The organism is Bacillus sp. S2(2024), assembly GCF_050474045.1.
Classification (GTDB): domain Bacteria; phylum Bacillota; class Bacilli; order Bacillales; family Bacillaceae_G; genus Bacillus_A; species Bacillus_A yunxiaonensis.
Genome location: NZ_JBFLUS010000003.1, coordinates 4,854,192 through 4,870,413, shown reverse-complemented (window position 1 = coordinate 4,870,413; position 16,222 = coordinate 4,854,192). Strand labels below are relative to the sequence as shown.

14 protein-coding genes are annotated in these 16,222 nt (G+C 37.3%); 2 read left to right on the top strand and 12 right to left on the bottom strand.

Features of this window, described 5'->3' with window-relative positions:
- Positions 1 to 107: 107 nt before the first annotated feature.
- The 11 genes from AB1284_RS24730 to AB1284_RS24680 form a co-directional block, all read right to left on the bottom strand.
- Positions 108 to 347, bottom strand: a complete 240-nt coding sequence (locus tag AB1284_RS24730) for an excisionase family DNA-binding protein (protein WP_429752617.1) — start codon at positions 345 to 347, stop codon at positions 108 to 110.
- 134 nt (positions 348 to 481) lie between these two features.
- Positions 482 to 1,123 carry an L-fuculose-phosphate aldolase gene (locus tag AB1284_RS24725; protein ID WP_429752619.1) on the bottom strand — a complete coding sequence of 214 codons (642 nt, stop codon included), beginning with the start codon at positions 1,121 to 1,123 and terminating at the stop codon, positions 482 to 484.
- Between the two features lie 32 nt (positions 1,124 to 1,155).
- On the bottom strand, positions 1,156 to 1,377 hold the full coding sequence (locus tag AB1284_RS24720; RefSeq protein WP_429761879.1) for a hypothetical protein: 222 nt from the start codon (positions 1,375 to 1,377) through the stop codon (positions 1,156 to 1,158).
- Between the two features lie 190 nt (positions 1,378 to 1,567).
- Positions 1,568 to 2,614: an S-methyl-5-thioribose-1-phosphate isomerase gene (mtnA, locus tag AB1284_RS24715; RefSeq protein WP_429752621.1), complete on the bottom strand. Its 1,047-nt coding sequence runs from the start codon at positions 2,612 to 2,614 to the stop codon at positions 1,568 to 1,570.
- A 12-nt stretch (positions 2,615 to 2,626) separates the two neighbouring features.
- On the bottom strand, positions 2,627 to 3,859 hold the full coding sequence (gene mtnK, locus AB1284_RS24710; protein ID WP_429752623.1) for an S-methyl-5-thioribose kinase: 1,233 nt from the start codon (positions 3,857 to 3,859) through the stop codon (positions 2,627 to 2,629).
- 209 nt (positions 3,860 to 4,068) lie between these two features.
- Entirely contained in the window at positions 4,069 to 5,313 is a 1,245-nt protein-coding gene (locus AB1284_RS24705; RefSeq protein WP_429752625.1) for an anaerobic sulfatase maturase, read from the bottom strand.
- A gap of 37 nt (positions 5,314 to 5,350) precedes the next feature.
- Positions 5,351 to 7,573 (bottom strand): sulfatase-like hydrolase/transferase, encoded by a 2,223-nt coding sequence (locus tag AB1284_RS24700; RefSeq protein ID WP_429752627.1) that lies wholly within the window; start codon positions 7,571 to 7,573, stop codon positions 5,351 to 5,353.
- Positions 7,574 to 7,861: 288 nt separating this feature from the next.
- Positions 7,862 to 9,643 carry a L,D-transpeptidase family protein gene (locus AB1284_RS24695; RefSeq protein WP_429752629.1) on the bottom strand — a complete coding sequence of 594 codons (1,782 nt, stop codon included), beginning with the start codon at positions 9,641 to 9,643 and terminating at the stop codon, positions 7,862 to 7,864.
- A 155-nt stretch (positions 9,644 to 9,798) separates the two neighbouring features.
- Positions 9,799 to 10,407: a methyltransferase gene (locus AB1284_RS24690; RefSeq protein WP_429752631.1), complete on the bottom strand. Its 609-nt coding sequence runs from the start codon at positions 10,405 to 10,407 to the stop codon at positions 9,799 to 9,801.
- A 164-nt stretch (positions 10,408 to 10,571) separates the two neighbouring features.
- Entirely contained in the window at positions 10,572 to 11,678 is a 1,107-nt protein-coding gene (locus AB1284_RS24685; RefSeq protein ID WP_429752633.1) for a M20 peptidase aminoacylase family protein, read from the bottom strand.
- Positions 11,679 to 11,949: 271 nt separating this feature from the next.
- The gene (locus AB1284_RS24680; protein WP_429752635.1) at positions 11,950 to 13,236 is read right to left on the bottom strand and encodes a transcriptional regulator; all 1,287 of its coding nucleotides are present in this window, start codon (positions 13,234 to 13,236) and stop codon (positions 11,950 to 11,952) included.
- A 91-nt stretch (positions 13,237 to 13,327) separates the two neighbouring features.
- Here AB1284_RS24680 and AB1284_RS24675 point away from each other — a divergent pair, with 91 nt between their 5' ends.
- Together AB1284_RS24675 and AB1284_RS24670 are read left to right on the top strand one after the other, a co-directional pair.
- Complete coding sequence (locus AB1284_RS24675; RefSeq protein WP_429752637.1) at positions 13,328 to 14,437, top strand: mandelate racemase/muconate lactonizing enzyme family protein; 1,110 nt, start codon at positions 13,328 to 13,330, stop codon at positions 14,435 to 14,437.
- 13 nt (positions 14,438 to 14,450) lie between these two features.
- A complete protein-coding gene (locus AB1284_RS24670) occupies positions 14,451 to 15,146 on the top strand; it encodes a GNAT family N-acetyltransferase (RefSeq protein ID WP_429752639.1) in 696 nt (231 codons plus the stop codon).
- 152 nt (positions 15,147 to 15,298) lie between these two features.
- Here AB1284_RS24670 and AB1284_RS24665 read toward each other — a convergent pair whose 3' ends face one another.
- Complete coding sequence (locus AB1284_RS24665) at positions 15,299 to 16,168, bottom strand: HD domain-containing protein (protein WP_429752640.1); 870 nt, start codon at positions 16,166 to 16,168, stop codon at positions 15,299 to 15,301.
- Between the last annotated feature and the right edge of the window lie 54 nt (positions 16,169 to 16,222).

The window sequence follows — 16,222 nt, the reverse complement described above, 5'->3', positions numbered from 1 at the left end:
TATATAAGAAAAACTCTCTTTCTAAAGACTATTTAGTCAAACTTTTTCTTCTATGATTACAATCATGTATTTTAATAATTCATTCATATTTTCCAAGTATCCTATCCCTAGTCCTCATCCTTCACATCTACATCTTCTGGAATTGGTTCATTTAATATTTCTTCTACTAACTTTTTATATTTCTCCATTTGTTCTAAGTGCGTATTAAATTGCTCTTTATTCAGCAAGTACTGCTGGCCATCATGGACAGCACGAATGCGTTTTTGTTGGATTAAGCTTTCGATATACGATTCTGGCATACTTAAAAATTCAGCTGCTTCTTTTACTGTTAAATACAATATGTTCATTCCTCTCTGTATGAAATACAACATTTCAGCTATATAAACTTTATCACATACAACATAACTTTTGGAGCTGACTACGCAATTGTATTATATTCTATATAAACAAAAGATTAGGGAATCTGATCCCTAATCTTTTGTTACTTTTGACCGTATGTCTCAAACTTCTTCGCTAATACAGCTAATTCTTCCTCTGGTAATAGCTTCGGTTCTCCTATGCATTTCGTTTGATAGTAAATTTGCGCACAAAATTCGATCTCTTCTGCGACTGTAAACGCCATTTTAATATTATGTCCCCCTGCAATAAGTCCATGATTCGCAAGTAAAACAGCGCGGCGATCTATCATTCCTTCATAAGCTGCTTCTGCTAATTCTTTCGTACCAAATGTTGCATACGGTGCACAGCGCACATTTGGACCTGCAAAGGCTACTAAATAAGAAACAGCTGGAAGCTCCCAACCTAATGATGCAATTGTCTTTGCATAAGGAGAATGTGTGTGGACAAGAGCATTCAAGTCGCCTCTTTTTTGATAATAAATGAGATGCATATCAAGTTCACTTGATGGTCTTCTTGTTCCATCAATCACATCTCCAGCTAAATTCAGTACAACCACATCTTCAGGCGTTGTTTCAAAATAATCTAAGCCGCTTGGACTCATTGCAACTAGACCTTGCTCACGGTTAAAAATACTAATATTACCGCCTGTCCCCTTTGTTAGTCCGCTTGTAATTAATTTCTTTCCATACTCTACAATTTCTTCTCTCTCTTTTTGTAGTAACATATACATCCTCCTCAGTGGGAAACTTGCTACGGCTAGTTTGCTATAATGACAGGTATTCCATATTCCTTATAGCTTGTAATACATTCTTGCTGCATCGGTGTAAGTGGTATAAGTTCATCTGTAATAATTTTTGTAATACGCTGTTTATCGCACACTTCAAAGAAAGCAACCTTTCCAAGTTTCGTATGATCCACTAGAACGATGGTCTCACTTGCCTTATTCAGCATCGCCTGCTTCGCTTCCCCTTCATCTATTGCTGTATCTGTTAAACCTTCATGAAAACTTAGCCCTTTACTTGAAATACATCACTTAAATACGAAACATCTGCGTACTCTGTCTTCTCGAGCATCGCAATTATTTTATTTCTTCTATCTGTTGGTGAATTAGACATGATAATCGATCCTCTTTTTTATATTTTCTTATATGTCTAATATGCAAAATTCATTATGACTGAAATAACTTTTTTAGATTCTCCGCAAACGGTGGACGTACGATGCCCTTCTCTGTAATGATTGCTGTAACATTCTCATGTGGCGTTACATCAAATGCCGGGTTATACACCTTGCTATCTTGCGGTGCTGAATATTGTCCAAAGCGGTTAATAACTTCAGAAGCATCGCGCTCTTCAATCGGAATCTCTTTGCCTGTTGGTGTTTTCAAATCAATTGTTGGTGTCGGCGCTGCTACATAAAATGGAATGTTATAATACTTTGCTAAAATAGAAACACCTAACGTTCCAATTTTATTCGCTACATCACCGTTTGCTGCCACACGGTCACACCCTACAATTACTGCATCAATTTTCCCTTGTGACATCACCATCGCTGCCATATTGTCGGTGATGACCGTTACATCGATACCAGCTCGCTGCAGCTCTAACGCAGTTAGCGTAGATCCTTGTAATCTTGGACGCGTCTCATCAGAATAAATTTTTAAATCCCAGCCTTTTTCCTTCGCTAAATACATCGGTGCTGTCGCAGTTCCGTATTTCGTTGTCGCCAAAGCACCCGCGTTACAATGCGTTAACACACCCATGCCGTCTTGAAATAAAGTGAGCGCATGTTCACCAATTTGACGGTTAATCTCCTCGTCTTCTTTATGAATCATTTTTGCTTCTTCTAACAATCTATTTTTCAAATCTATAATAGATAAATGAACATGTTCTTTTGCGACACTCTCTATTCTCTCAAGTGCCCAAAATAAATTCACGGCTGTCGGTCTTGAAGTTGCTAAATAAGCACATACCTTTTCAACTTCATTTATAAACACTTCCATTGAATCTTCCGGCACTTCTTTTACTCCTAAATACACACCGTAAGCTGCTGAAACCCCAATCGCTGGTGCACCGCGCACCTTCATTACTTGAATCGCATCCCATACGCTCTCTGCCGTTGTAAAAGATTCATAGACAACCTCATTTGGTAATAAAGTCTGGTCTAATAAAACTAAAGCTTCATCTTTCCATTGAATCGGTATTAATTGCTCTGACATGATTTTCTCTCCTTACTTTGTGCTAAGTGATAGTGCTTGCGTTTTTAACGTTTGTAAAAAATCATTGCCTGTTTTGTGCGTACTTGCCTGTAAAATAAATGATTTCGCAGCTTGTAAACAAATACGTTCTGCTCTAGCACGCGCTTCTTCATCTGCAATAGACGTGATATCCTTCACCTTTGCTAAGCCAACAATACGGCGAATTAATTCAAGACCAGTAACAGCTGCTGTATCTTCTAATACAGACTGTAAATACCAACGATCAAATCCCTCTTCTTTCGCCATAACGTCTGTGACATGCACATTCCAAGCTTCTAAGAACTTCACCGAGAATAGATCAATTATATCTGTAATCGTACATTCCAACCAGTTCATATATGTATCCTTTTTCACACCAGAACCTATTGTTGCATCTGCATTTGCCCATGCAAATATTAAGTTTGCCACAACGTTCCCAATGTCATATCCCATCGGTCCATAAAACGCAAATTCTGGATCAATTACCTTTGTAGAATCTTTTCTTACAAACACAGACCCAGTATGCAAATCTCCATGCAGCAAAGCTTGTGCAGTTGTCATAAATGCAAACTTCAGCTTTGCTACTTCCATACGAAGTACATCATCACCATATATATGCTCTCGAATCCAGCCTTCGTTTAAAGGAAATAATTCGTTTCGTTTATTATGATCTATAAACGGCTCAGAGTACACAAGATCTTCTGTAATCTCACATAACTCTGGATTTATATAGTTTTTCACAAGCTCTTTCTTCTCTTTATGATTCATGACCACATCCGATGTTAATAGCAATGTGTTCACCATAAAAGTTGTTAAATCATCTGCGAGCTTAGGAAAGATTTGATGATTTATAAGTGCAGTTCTAAGAATCATATGATCTGATAAATCTTCCATTACACAGCAATTCATTACATCATCATACAAATACACATCCGGCACGAGACTTGGTGCCAGCTTCCCCTCTAGCTGGAGCACATCTGACTCAATGCGAATACGATTCGTAGATAATTTAAACTCATCAGAAATCCGCGCCGTATCTCCCGCCTGCTTCACAATAACAGAAGTTCTCTTCTCTTCATCCCAAACACGGAACACATAATTTAAATTTCCGTCCCCAATTTCCTTACACTGCAAACGCTGTGCGTCCTCGAACATCGATAACTTCTCCATCACATACGGTATTACATTGCTAGATTCCATTAAAAAATACTTCGTGAATTTAGACATGGTTTCTCCCTCCACACCAAATGTAAGCGTTTTCTAAAAGACGTAAAAATAATAGATTGATAGTATTTTATTCAACCTACGATATGTTCTTTTTGTATCATATTTTGTTAGAAACGAACATCTAGTTTTTATTATAGCTTGTTAAGGAGGGGAGTCAACTTTTGCCTATATAAAGTCCCAACGGTTTAAAAAATTAGAAATATCCTTTTTTAAATTTTTGAAAGACCGCCTTGATCCATAATTATTTCTTTAATATAAGAAACAGGCAATCCGTCTTGTAACAGCTGCTTCATTATTTTCGTGTACGGATGAATATGTTTAAAATACTTCTTATAGGATGCACATAAATAATTTAACGCTGGTTCATTTTGATCTGAAACTAAAAATCTATTTTTAGGACATTCTCCATGACAAGCGAATCGAACCTCGCAATCTCTGCACACTTTTGGTAGAGTATCTCGCTTCTTTTCGCCAAAGGCAAGGAGTGATGGCACATTCATTATATTTGTTAAACCATCTGTAATATTCCCCAATCGATATTCAGGATAAACGTAATGATCACAAGAAAACATCTCACCATTATGTTCCATAGCTACCGCCCGGCCACACTCTTCCCTAAAAATGCAGATTGGTGACGGGATTCCTATCCAGGCAGCTAATGCCCATTCAAAATTCATAACATAAACCGATCCTACATCATGTTGAACCCACTCATTAAATATTTGAATCAGGAACTCTCCATACATTTCAGATTCTACTGTCCAAGGAGTTACCTTTTGCTCTGCTTCTTCCATGAATAAAGAAGGAGGAGTTGCATGGCGCAAGGATAACTTTGCAGCCTCTTCATTCACTTCTCTTTCTACAATCGGGATAAACTGTATATATTGAATGTCTTGCTGCTTAAAAAAATGATAGATTTCTAGAGGTTTATAAGCGGAATATCTCGTAACGCAAGTCAGTATGTTAAATGCTACGCCATGTTTCTTTAACATAGCAATTGCCTTCATTACGAATTCAAATGTAGGTTTCCCCCCGTGGTCAATCCGGTACATGTCATGAATATGCTCAGGTCCGTCTAAACTCAGACCAACTAAAAAATGATGAGCTGAAAAAAATTCACACCAACGGTCATTTAACAATGTTCCATTCGTTTGAATTGTATTTGTAATTTGTTTACCATCTGCATATTTTTTTTGAAGAGATACAGCCTTGCGAAAGAAATCTAAGCCTATTAATGTTGGTTCTCCTCCCTGCCAAGCAAAAACAATTTCTTGCGTGTCCTGAGAAGCGATATACTGTTTAATATATGATTCTAAAACTCCATCAGACATTTGGAAAGAATGATCCTTAGGAAAATAAGCTTCTTTTTCAGTGTAATAGCAGTACTTACAATCGAGATTACACATCGGGCCCGTCGGCTTAACCAGAATATGAAAACTGTTATGCTTCCTCATTTTATTACCTCTTTTCTCTAGAGGGATAATACCAACCTTACAAATAAATAATCGTTCCGTTTAAATTAATGTAAATGGAATCTCTTTTGTTCAAAAACTGGTTATCTTTTTGATCATCCTGAAATTCAATAACCGCTCTCTCTATTTGCCCGCTAAACGGAAATTCCGCCATTGGATAGTTAGTGCTCACAGCTGTTAATCCATCTCGCCCTATATCTAATCCCTCAGTAGAAATAAGAAATGGTAATGTGCGAGGCATATAGAGTATACCAACCTGTTGACCATTGATATAAAAAATGCCCGTTCCTCGATTTAACATCCCTTTTTTAAATTCAAATCGTATAATTGAATACCCAACAGGTACCTCAACAGAAGATTGCATTTTATAAACAGCTCCAACATAGTTATATTCATAAAATAAATAGTTATCTTTTATATATAATGTATAACCACTTGAATGATTACCATGAGCAATCAATACACCTTCTGCTGTAAGGGTTGAACGAACGATTGGAACTGTAATGGAATAAGAAGAAAATGTTATTTGAGGAGCAGCACTTGTTGGCAAATGAGCCATACCAGGATAGAAAATGAACTTTGTCCTCCCCTCCTGTAAGCCTTCATATCCTTTTCTATATGGATTATCACTTAAGGGTAAGACACCGTACTTCTTAGCTTCTTTCCACCATATTTCTTGAAGTTCTTTCAATTTTCTTGGATACTTTTTTGCTAGATTGTACTTTTGCGAAAAGTCTTTATTTACATTGTATAATTCCCAATGATCTTCCTTATAAGGTATACCTGTTTCATGATAGGTAACGGCAACCCATCCATCTTGCCAAATAGCCCTATGTCCGATCATTTCAAAATACTGTGTTTTTCGTTTTGATGGAACATGCGGTTCTGTAAATGTATCCAGCATGCTCAAACCATGAAGCGGCATCTGCGGAACGCCTTCATATACCCCAGGAGCTTCAATGCCTAGAAGGTCTAGTATAGTAGGAGTAATATCAATAGCATGATAAAACTGGGAACGAATTGATCCAGGGTCTGGAATACTTTGAGGGCATTGGATAATGAGCGGGACATGTGTCCCTCCAAAAAAAGTATTTTGCTTATAATATTTAAAAGGTGTATTACAAACTTGTGCCCATCCTTTAGGATAATTAGAACTTGTGGAAGGTCCTCCTATTTCATCTATATGAGCAAACATAGTATCCACACTTTCCTCAATCCCATTGAAGTATACCGAATCATTAATGGAACCATTCCAATTTCCTTCCTGACTGCCTCCGTTATCAGAAAGTAAAACAATTATAGTATCATCTAGCTTATTTTTTGATTTTAGGAAATAGAGCAGCCTGCCAATTTGCTGATCTGTATGTGTTAGAAACCCGGCATACGTCTGTTGAAATTTGATAAACAATTCTTTTTCTTTCGTTGTCAGTTCAATCCACGGCTTAATCCCTGGATTGCGTTCAACGAGTTCTGTATAAGGCGGAATAACTCCCAATTCCTTTTGCCTATTGAATCGCTCTTTCCTTATCTCATCCCATCCTTTATCATAAACTCCCTTATATTTTTCTATAAATTCTCTTGGCACTTGATGAGGCTCATGCTGTGCCCCGAAGGCTAAGTATAGAAAGAACGGCCGGTCCGGAGTAACAGAAATATGATCTGTTAAAAATTCCAAGGTTTTATCAACTAGATCCTCCGATAAATGATAATTAGATATATCGGGCCTCTGTACACGATGATTATCGTATACTAAATCCGGTGCATACTGATCTGTCTTAGCTAATAAAAAACCATAATATCGTTGAAAGCCTTTTGAGAGCGGCCAATTTTCAAAAGGTCCGCTTGATGCCGCTTCATGTCCAGGAACCAAGTGCCACTTTCCAACCATATATGTAGCCATCCCATTCAACTTTAAGATTTCAGCTAAAGTGGCAGCATTATCTGAAATTTTCCCTCGTTTATTAGGGTATTGGGGTCCAAAATCTAGTTCAGTTATGAATCCCACCCCCACAGAATGGCAGTTACGGCCTGTTAAAAGGCAAGCACGAGTAGGAGAACATAACGGAGTTACATTAAAATTATTGTAACGCAGACCATTTTTAGCTAATGAATCAATATTAGGTGTTTCAATTTCTGAACCAAAGCATCCTAAAGCGGAATAACCCACATCATCTAAAACAATATATATTACATTGAGCGCAGATTTTTTATCGGAACTTCCAAGCCCTGTCTTCAATCCCATCACCATCTTTCCTTTCACACTGACAAAGTCTGTAAACAATGGATCATATATATTAAGTAATTTATTAAGGGAATAATTTTATAATGAGTGCTCTAGTAAAAAAAAGCTTTAAAAAATGATTAGTTATATCATGTACTTGCTGTTCTTATAAAAATAAAATTGCCCTACACTTCACCAAAAAGGGAATTGTGTAGGGCAATTTAACTTGCGCTTCTTATTATGAAATAAAACCTTTGATTTTTAAATTAACATCTCTAACAAATGTACTTAAAAGCTACTATTTCCTGCTTAATTCTTAGATACTGCTTTCCAAAACTCACCCGCTACCACACTATATCCCGCTAAACTTAAATGAGCATCAGATTGATTTGGAATATACTCTGCATAATTCGCTTCAATTGCCTTCTCAGTAGGTACGAATGTATCACCATGTGAATTAGCCTGTAATTCCATTTGAGTATTTAAATCATGTAATAATGGTAATAGCGTCGCCTGTTGTTCTTGTGATTGATATGGGAAAGGATTATAGTATCCCATTACATAAACATGAACGTGATTATTAAGATTATCTATAGTACTCAAAATCGTTTCTAAATTCGCACTTACATTTTGAATTGCTTCTTGGGCTTGATTTGAATTTGTTTGAATTACAGGAGCCAGATCATTCAAACCAATATCGATAGTAATATGACTTGCTTCTTTTATTTCTTTTTGAACTTTTTCATTGTATAAAACATCGTTTTTCAATTGAACAGATGTATATCCCGCCGTACCAAAATTATTAAAATCAACTACATGATAAGATTTTTGAAAGCGTTCTTTAATAAAATTAGGATAACCTGCATCCATTTTTCCATATGGAGTTTGCCCAGCTGCTAAAGAATCTCCTAAAGCAAGATATTCAACTTTAACCAAGACGCCATCCTTGTCTAATTTATACCCGTCGATTATAGTACCTGCAGCCCTTGAGCCATTATCATAGAAGTAATACCAGTCATCATCGATTTTCATCCAACCAGTTTTCATGACACCAGATCCATCTAGATAATACCATTTCCCTCCGTCTGATATCCAACCGGTTTTCATGACACCAGATCCATCTAGGTAATACCATTTTCCTCCGTCTAGTAACCAACCAGTTTTCATAACACCAGATTTATCAAGATAGTACCATTTCCCTCCGTCTAATAACCAACCAGTTTTCATGACACCAGATTTATCAAGATAGTACCATTTCCCTCCGTCTAGTAACCAGCCCATTTTCATCACACCAGATCCATCTAGGTAATACCATTTTCCTCCGTCTGATATCCAACCGGTTTTCATGACGCCAGACCCATCTAGGTAATACCATTTCCCTCCGTCTGATAACCAGCCGGTTTTCATCACACCAGATCCATCTAGGTAGTACCATTTCCCTCCGTCTAATGTCCAGCCGGTTTTCATCGCTCCATTACCATCTAGGTAATACCATCTTCCTCCATCTAATAACCAACCAGTTTTCATCACTCCGTTGCCATCATAGAAATACCATTTACCATTTGTTTGTTTCCAACCGGAAACAACATAATAGCCATTGGAAGCAGCAATCGTATCGAATGTATCATTTGTATTTGTTATGATTACTGGTGTGTACAGCTGTACTTGATCAAAAAGCCAACGAATTTCATCGTTGTGCATTCGTATACACCCTGAACTTACATAAGATCCAATTGAATTTTCGTTATTATTTCCGTGTATAGCATAAGTTGTACCATATGTACCCCTAGCATCTAATCCCATCCAACGGTTACCTAGAGGATTACGAGGATCACCACCAGGGATATTGCCTGTATAATATGGCCGGTTTACAATCTTAGTTACAATTTTAAAATTCCCTTCTGGCGTTAAAGAGTCATCTCTTCCTGTAGCTACTCTAAATGTTTTAACTAAAGTACCTCCATTATAATAGGCCAGTTGATTTATTTTTTTGTTAATGATAAGTAACTGGGAACCACTATCTGCTTTTGTCTGATCGGTATAAAAAAACATACTAAACAATAAAACAAGCATAATCGTAAATTTTTTCATATTTTCCCCCGAATATATATATATTTTAAAAATAACAATATCATATTATGTGAGAAAATTCTGTCAAACTTTGATGAAAACGTGTGATATTTTAGTATTTTTTATCCCCCATTAACGTGGAGAGGCCCCTTTCTTTATCAATCTAGCACGGCTTTCTAATACGCTAATCGATATATTAAAAACCTCTCATTCGAATTTCGTTCATACAATCCTGACAATATAACCTCCTCTTTCAATTCAAAAGAAGTTTGATTATCTAAAAAATAAATATAATCTTCTGATGGATAATATAAAACTAGTTCTACTTCCCTTTCTATTCTTTCTACTGAACGCAATATGTTGTTTATCACATTCATAAACACTTGCACCGAAAATGGATTAAAAAAGTAAAATTTATTATCCAGTGGATCAATCTCGTACTCTTGTGCCAAGCAACACTGAAATTGAATTTTATCTTTACTTTTTTTAGACTTGTTCAAATAACAATCTCGATTTTCCATTGCTTCTTGATAGAAGGTCTCGTTCATTTCTATTCCTACCACAGATGCATGATAGAAATGATGGATATAGAAATTTAAACGTCCTTTTCCGCATCCAAAATCAACAACTCGATCACTACTTTTCAGTTCATACTTATTAAACAACTGTTCTAGTGCCAGATATGGTGTTGGTTCATAACGATGATAATGCAGGGACTCGTAGAACCCCTTTTGCTCTCCTACTGTTTTTATGTTTAGTACTGCATCATAATACTGTTCGTTCATGGATTCACTCCTAATTAAGAAACTATACATTCTATTATAAAGGATTCGCACCTGTACCCTATGAAAAAGCTACCCTAAAAGGACAATCATTTTTGACCTTTTCAGGATAGCTTTCATATCTAAATTTAAGGACTAAAAACCTCAAATTTCAAATAGAAATAATCTTATTTCAGAACTTCCAATACCGTTTGCTTCAATATTTGCACGCCATCTACTATACAAGCGTGATCAAACGTCATGTGAGGATGATGTAACCCTGGCTTTAGATTCGCACCTAATCCTAGCATGGCAGCTTTTAAGTGCGGCTTTTTGACCGTATAATAATGAAAATCATCACTTCCTGCTGTAGGAAGCGGTGCAGTGCAGCCTTCTTCGCCATATATTTGGAGAATTCCCTTACGAAGGAACTGCTCCGCCTCAGCTGATACTTGTGCTCCAGGTGCGAAATCAACCCATTCATAAGAAATCTTCACACCCATCGCTTCAGCTGCTTGAATAACTTTTTCTATCTTTTCCTTTAACTCTTCCAACAATGGATTGCTTTCTGCTCTTACATCTAAAGCGAAATGCCCGTTCCCTGGAATGATGTTTAAACTTTCACCACCCGCTTGGCATCTCGTCATTTTAACGGAGTATGAATGTTGTGGTGACAGCCATATATTTTTCAATCCAATATTAATCATTGAAATCACATCGATTGCGTTTACACCTTGATGCGGCCGCGCACCATGAGCGTCAGTTCCATATATATGAGCTTCTAAAAAATCAGCCGCTCCATGGCGAATGGATGGTGCCGCTTGCTTCAATGATAATTCCTCTATTGGTCGTAAGTGAACACCAAATAGGAAATCAACATCATCCACAACACCTTTCTCAACCATCTTCAGAGCTCCGCCTCCTTTTTCTTCTGCGGGCTGAAAAATAAAGCGGACCGTTCCCGTTTGCCACTCCTCATTTTTCAACTGTAAAATAAGCCCCATCACAATTGTCATATGACCATCATGACCACATGAATGATTTGCTTTGAACTCCCCATCTACCTCTTGCCATAATGCATCCATATCAGCTCGAATAGCGACAACTGGTTTCCCGCTTCCCATTTCTGCAATTACTCCAGGACAATCATCAAATGTTTTATAAGAAATTCCTTCTGTCTCTAAAAATTTTGTAATATAAGTAGTCGTATTATGTTCATGCCAACTCACTTCAGGATGCTCATGTAAATATTGAAAAATTTTATTTAAACGATTCTGCAAATCTTCTCTTTTCAACTTGATGCTCTCCCTTCTATACGCAAAACAATTCTCTTAAGGCTGTTTTGAAATGACATTCATTCCACACTGAACAGCCTTTTGTTTTTCAAAAACATATTGAATATTCGTTTAAATGTCAAGTAATCCTTCTCTCAGTATGATGAATGAACTTTCCCTTTTCACCATATGCCGGACTGAATTTTACTGTATCCACCCTCTCCATTCTTTATGCGTTAAATCTTTTTAGTATCACTAAACTTTCCAAGACAAAAAGAATAGCACTAAGAAACTACATTAGAGACATAGTATGAAAAGAATAAATGGGAAGCTTTAGCTCATAAAGGGCGCGAGGACGTCCTTGCTGATAAGGCATCTCCTCACCACAAATATTTGCATATCCTTGATCCACTAATTTCTTTAAAATACGCTCTGTTGTACGTCTTGTTACTTGTAAATACTCCGAAAGGTCAGCTGCCGTAAATTGAAGTGATGAATGATATTGACTAAATTGAATGATTTTCGATAAATTTGCCGGACTCAGTTTTGTTTCTTTCGCCATCTTTAGTAGCTCTTGGTCATCATTTTTAAGGCTCTGTACTTGCTTTTCTCTTGGAAAAGGACCGAACAGTTCTTTTTCATCCGTTAATATATAACAACAGCTTTCCATTTGATTGTTTGTTGCGAAACTTTGAGCAATCTGAGCGTTTTGTTCCGCTTCTTTTACTGTTCTTCCGTAGCCAAAGCCAAGTGCTATAGGATCTTTTGAATTGCTCAAAAAGTTTTGAAGAGAACTTGTTTTTATAAGTGCCTCAATATCACCACGCGTCGTATACAAAATGTATGAAGTTTCATCTACTTGGCGAAATGAGCCGTGAATTTCACGAGCAAATGTATCAAGATGCTCCATTGAAATATGGTTTGATGCCGGGAATGCTACCACACAAGCTGCAACAGTCGCTGAGTGACTCTTTGCTAACTGTGCTTTTGCTTTTGCATCTTTTAATCCTTGTATAAGAGCTTTTGTCGGATCAAGCATTCGCTGTGTGGGCACACCAAGTTCAATAAGTTTGTCATAGACAGCATGAACACTCGTTAGTGCTAAATCAACCAATCCTAACTGGTACCGAGAGTAATGAAAATCCACAATCTCTTTTATTTCAAACATATTCGGTAACATATCTTGATAATCCATAACGTGAGGAACCCCTGTAATCCCGATATCATTGAAAACATTTGTAACGAAAGAAGAATTCACTAAATCAATTGAAATTCGCTCCGGTTGAATGTTTTTATGATGTAAAATGAAAAGCAAAGAAGACGCAAGTGCCATTTCGTTTTGCTGCAAATAAATACTTGGAATTCGTAATTGTTCTCGCATTTCTTTTGAAATATAATAAGGTATAACACCGGAGAAGAAGATAACATCACACGGCTTTAAATGCCGGATAACTTCTGAAGATTCTTTCGGATGAGAATAAACATAAGGTTCAATCTCTATATCTTCGACTTGGTGGGCAACAGATACAAGACGCTGAATAGACTCTTGTGTCCCAATAACCGCAATCTTTATCATCATTTGTTCAAACTCCTTATAACTATTTAACGACTATTTAACGACAACTATATCAAATGCACAAGAGCATTGTAAACAGAAAGGGGTCTTTTCAATGAAAATCACAGCAATTCATCTTTATGCAATTCGTTTACCGCTTCAGAGTCCATTTATCGTAAGCTACGGCACTTATCCTGATATGCCTTCCATTATTGTAAAACTCGAAACTGATGAAGGCATCATTGGTTACGGGGAAGGCGTAGCTGACGAGCATGTTACAGGTGAAACATGGGAAAGCACTTTTCATATTTTAAAACATACAATAGCTCCTGCACTGATAGGTAAAAATCCAATGAATATCGAGAAAATACATGACATCATGAATCAAACTATTTACGGGGTGCCTACTGCCAAAGCTGCAATTGATATTGCTTGCTTTGATGCAATGGGGAAAAAACTTGGACAGCCTGTGTATCAATTGATCGGCGGACGCTATCATGAAGAATTCCCAATTACCCATGTTTTAAGCATCGATTCCCCAGAAAACATGGCGGAAGAAGCTGCTTCCATGCTACATAAAGGGTACCAATCCTTTAAAATGAAAGTCGGAACAGATGTCAAAAAAGATGTTGAGAGAATTGAAGCTGTACGTGAACGAGTCGGAAATGATGTCGCAATTCGCGTTGATGTGAATCAAGGTTGGAAAAACAACGCGACGACGCTAACTGCATTACGCTCACTTAAGCATCTGGACATTGATTGGATTGAACAGCCTGTTATAGCCGACGATATCGACGCAATGTCTTATATTCGCTCAAAAACAGACCTTTCTCTTATGATTGACGAAGGATTAAAAGGAACGCGTGAAATGCGCCAAATTATTCAAAAACAAGCAGCTGATAAGGTGAACATTAAATTAATGAAATGCGGCGGAATCTATCCAGCTGTCAAACTAGCTCATCAAGCAGAAATGGCTGGCATCGAATGTCAAATTGGTTCAATGGTCGAATCATCCGTTGCCTCTTCCGCAGGATTCCATGTCGCTTTTTCTAAAAAAATCATTACAAGTGTTGAACTAACAGGACCATTAAAATTCACAAAAGATATCGGGAATCTCTCCTATGATGTCCCATTTATTCGCCTAACAGAAAAGCCAGGACTCGGCGTTGACGTCGATGAAAATATACTCAATGAGTTAACTGCTTTTCAAGATATTGTTCGCTAAAGGGGGCAAAAGCATGAACATTCTTTACGAAGGAACGTTAAAACAAAACAAGCAAACATTCAAAGTCACACCATTGTCTTTACATCACATCGAGCAAATCTTATCCGTACAAGATGACGTAATTGAAGCACTAGAAAACAAAGAAAGCTTGCAGCCTCTTACATTAGAAGAATTTCAAAATATATTAACAGGAAATGGCTTCATGATCGGTGCATTCGCAGACGAACAACTCATTGCGTTTCGTGCGCTCTTAGTCCCACCGATTGATGAAGAGCATTTAGGATTTGATATTGGCTTACAAGGTGAGGAATTAGAACGTGTCATCTATCAAGAAGTCTCAAACGTTCATCCAACCTACCGCGGAAATGGAATGCAGAAAATATTAGCGAAGGTCATTATGGATCAATTACAACAAACCGATAGCAAATACAATTATGTCTGCTGCACAGTTGCGCCATTTAATATCCCTAGTTTAAAAGACAAGTTCGCCCAAGGGATGGAAGTTGCTGCGCTGAAAGAAAAATATAGTGATCTATTGCGGTATGTGTTTGTGAAAGAGTTGAAGAGTGAGAGACAAAGAGAATGGGTGAACGTAGAAGAACTTCTAATGAGTGATATTGCTGGGCAGAAAAGGTTGCTGGCGGAAGGGCATCGTGGATATGAGATGGAGTTCCGTGATGGGGAGTATTGGGTTTGGTTTGGGAAGTAAAATAACAATAGCGCATTTTCTAATATTATTTATTTGAAGAACTAAAAAGGTGAGATACTACTATCTGTAGTGTATCACCTTTTTTCAATGAAACAGCCTTCTTAGAAAATGGTAGAGAAAATTTGATAATTTTCTCCTTCCACCTTTCCTCTCTATAATTTCGAGCAGTTTCTTAAATAATACTGATAAAATAATTCATCGGACCAACCCATTCGATGCTTTAGTTCAGTTAAATAGGCCAAGATAATAATGGGGCCATCTGAATTGGACTGAAAAGAAACTCCTCTTTCTTCCAGATCATTTGCTAATGGCGTGATCATTTCAATATTTCCACTATGATAAATCACCTCACCAGCGGTAGAAACTTCCTTCACAAATTTTAATAGCCCGCTTTCATGCAGTTTCGCTTTTTGTGACTCATAAATGCCATATGCACAACTGAATAATACATCGATGTCCTTCAACGTAAGTGTTTCTTCTCCAATAAATAAATTTTGTGTTTCTTTTTCGAACACCCGAATAATTGGAATGTCCCGCTTTTTTTCTTTCAAAGCATGCAAGATACTCATGTAATACCATGATTGGTCACGCTTCCCACGATTAAATCGCGACCATACTTGATCACCTTCTCTTTCTATGTCCTCTTGAATGGATCGTAAGTTATGTAATTTATCTGCGACAATCAAAGTAATCTCTTCATTCGAACGGTGTGGAAGAGATAGAATGGTATGTTTTTTTCTTTCTTCCCATGACAACGATTTATCTGGTTCTGAAGCCGCCTGAACCAATCTCAGCACTTCTTCGCCAAAATGCTCACACAACTCAGCCTCGGTTGTATTCGTGTCTTCTAAAGTATCATGCAATAATCCTGCGGCAATCACTTCATCACGCTGCTTTGCTTTCTGTAAAATGAGTGCTACTCCAAATGGATGTATAATGTACGGAATGTTAGTACCCTTGCGCATTTGACCTTCATGCTTAATAGCAGCAAACTGCATCGCCTTCTCAATTAACCTGCTCATGTACCTCATCTCCTTTACCTTCATTTATATTCATAACATAAACACCGCTCAGAT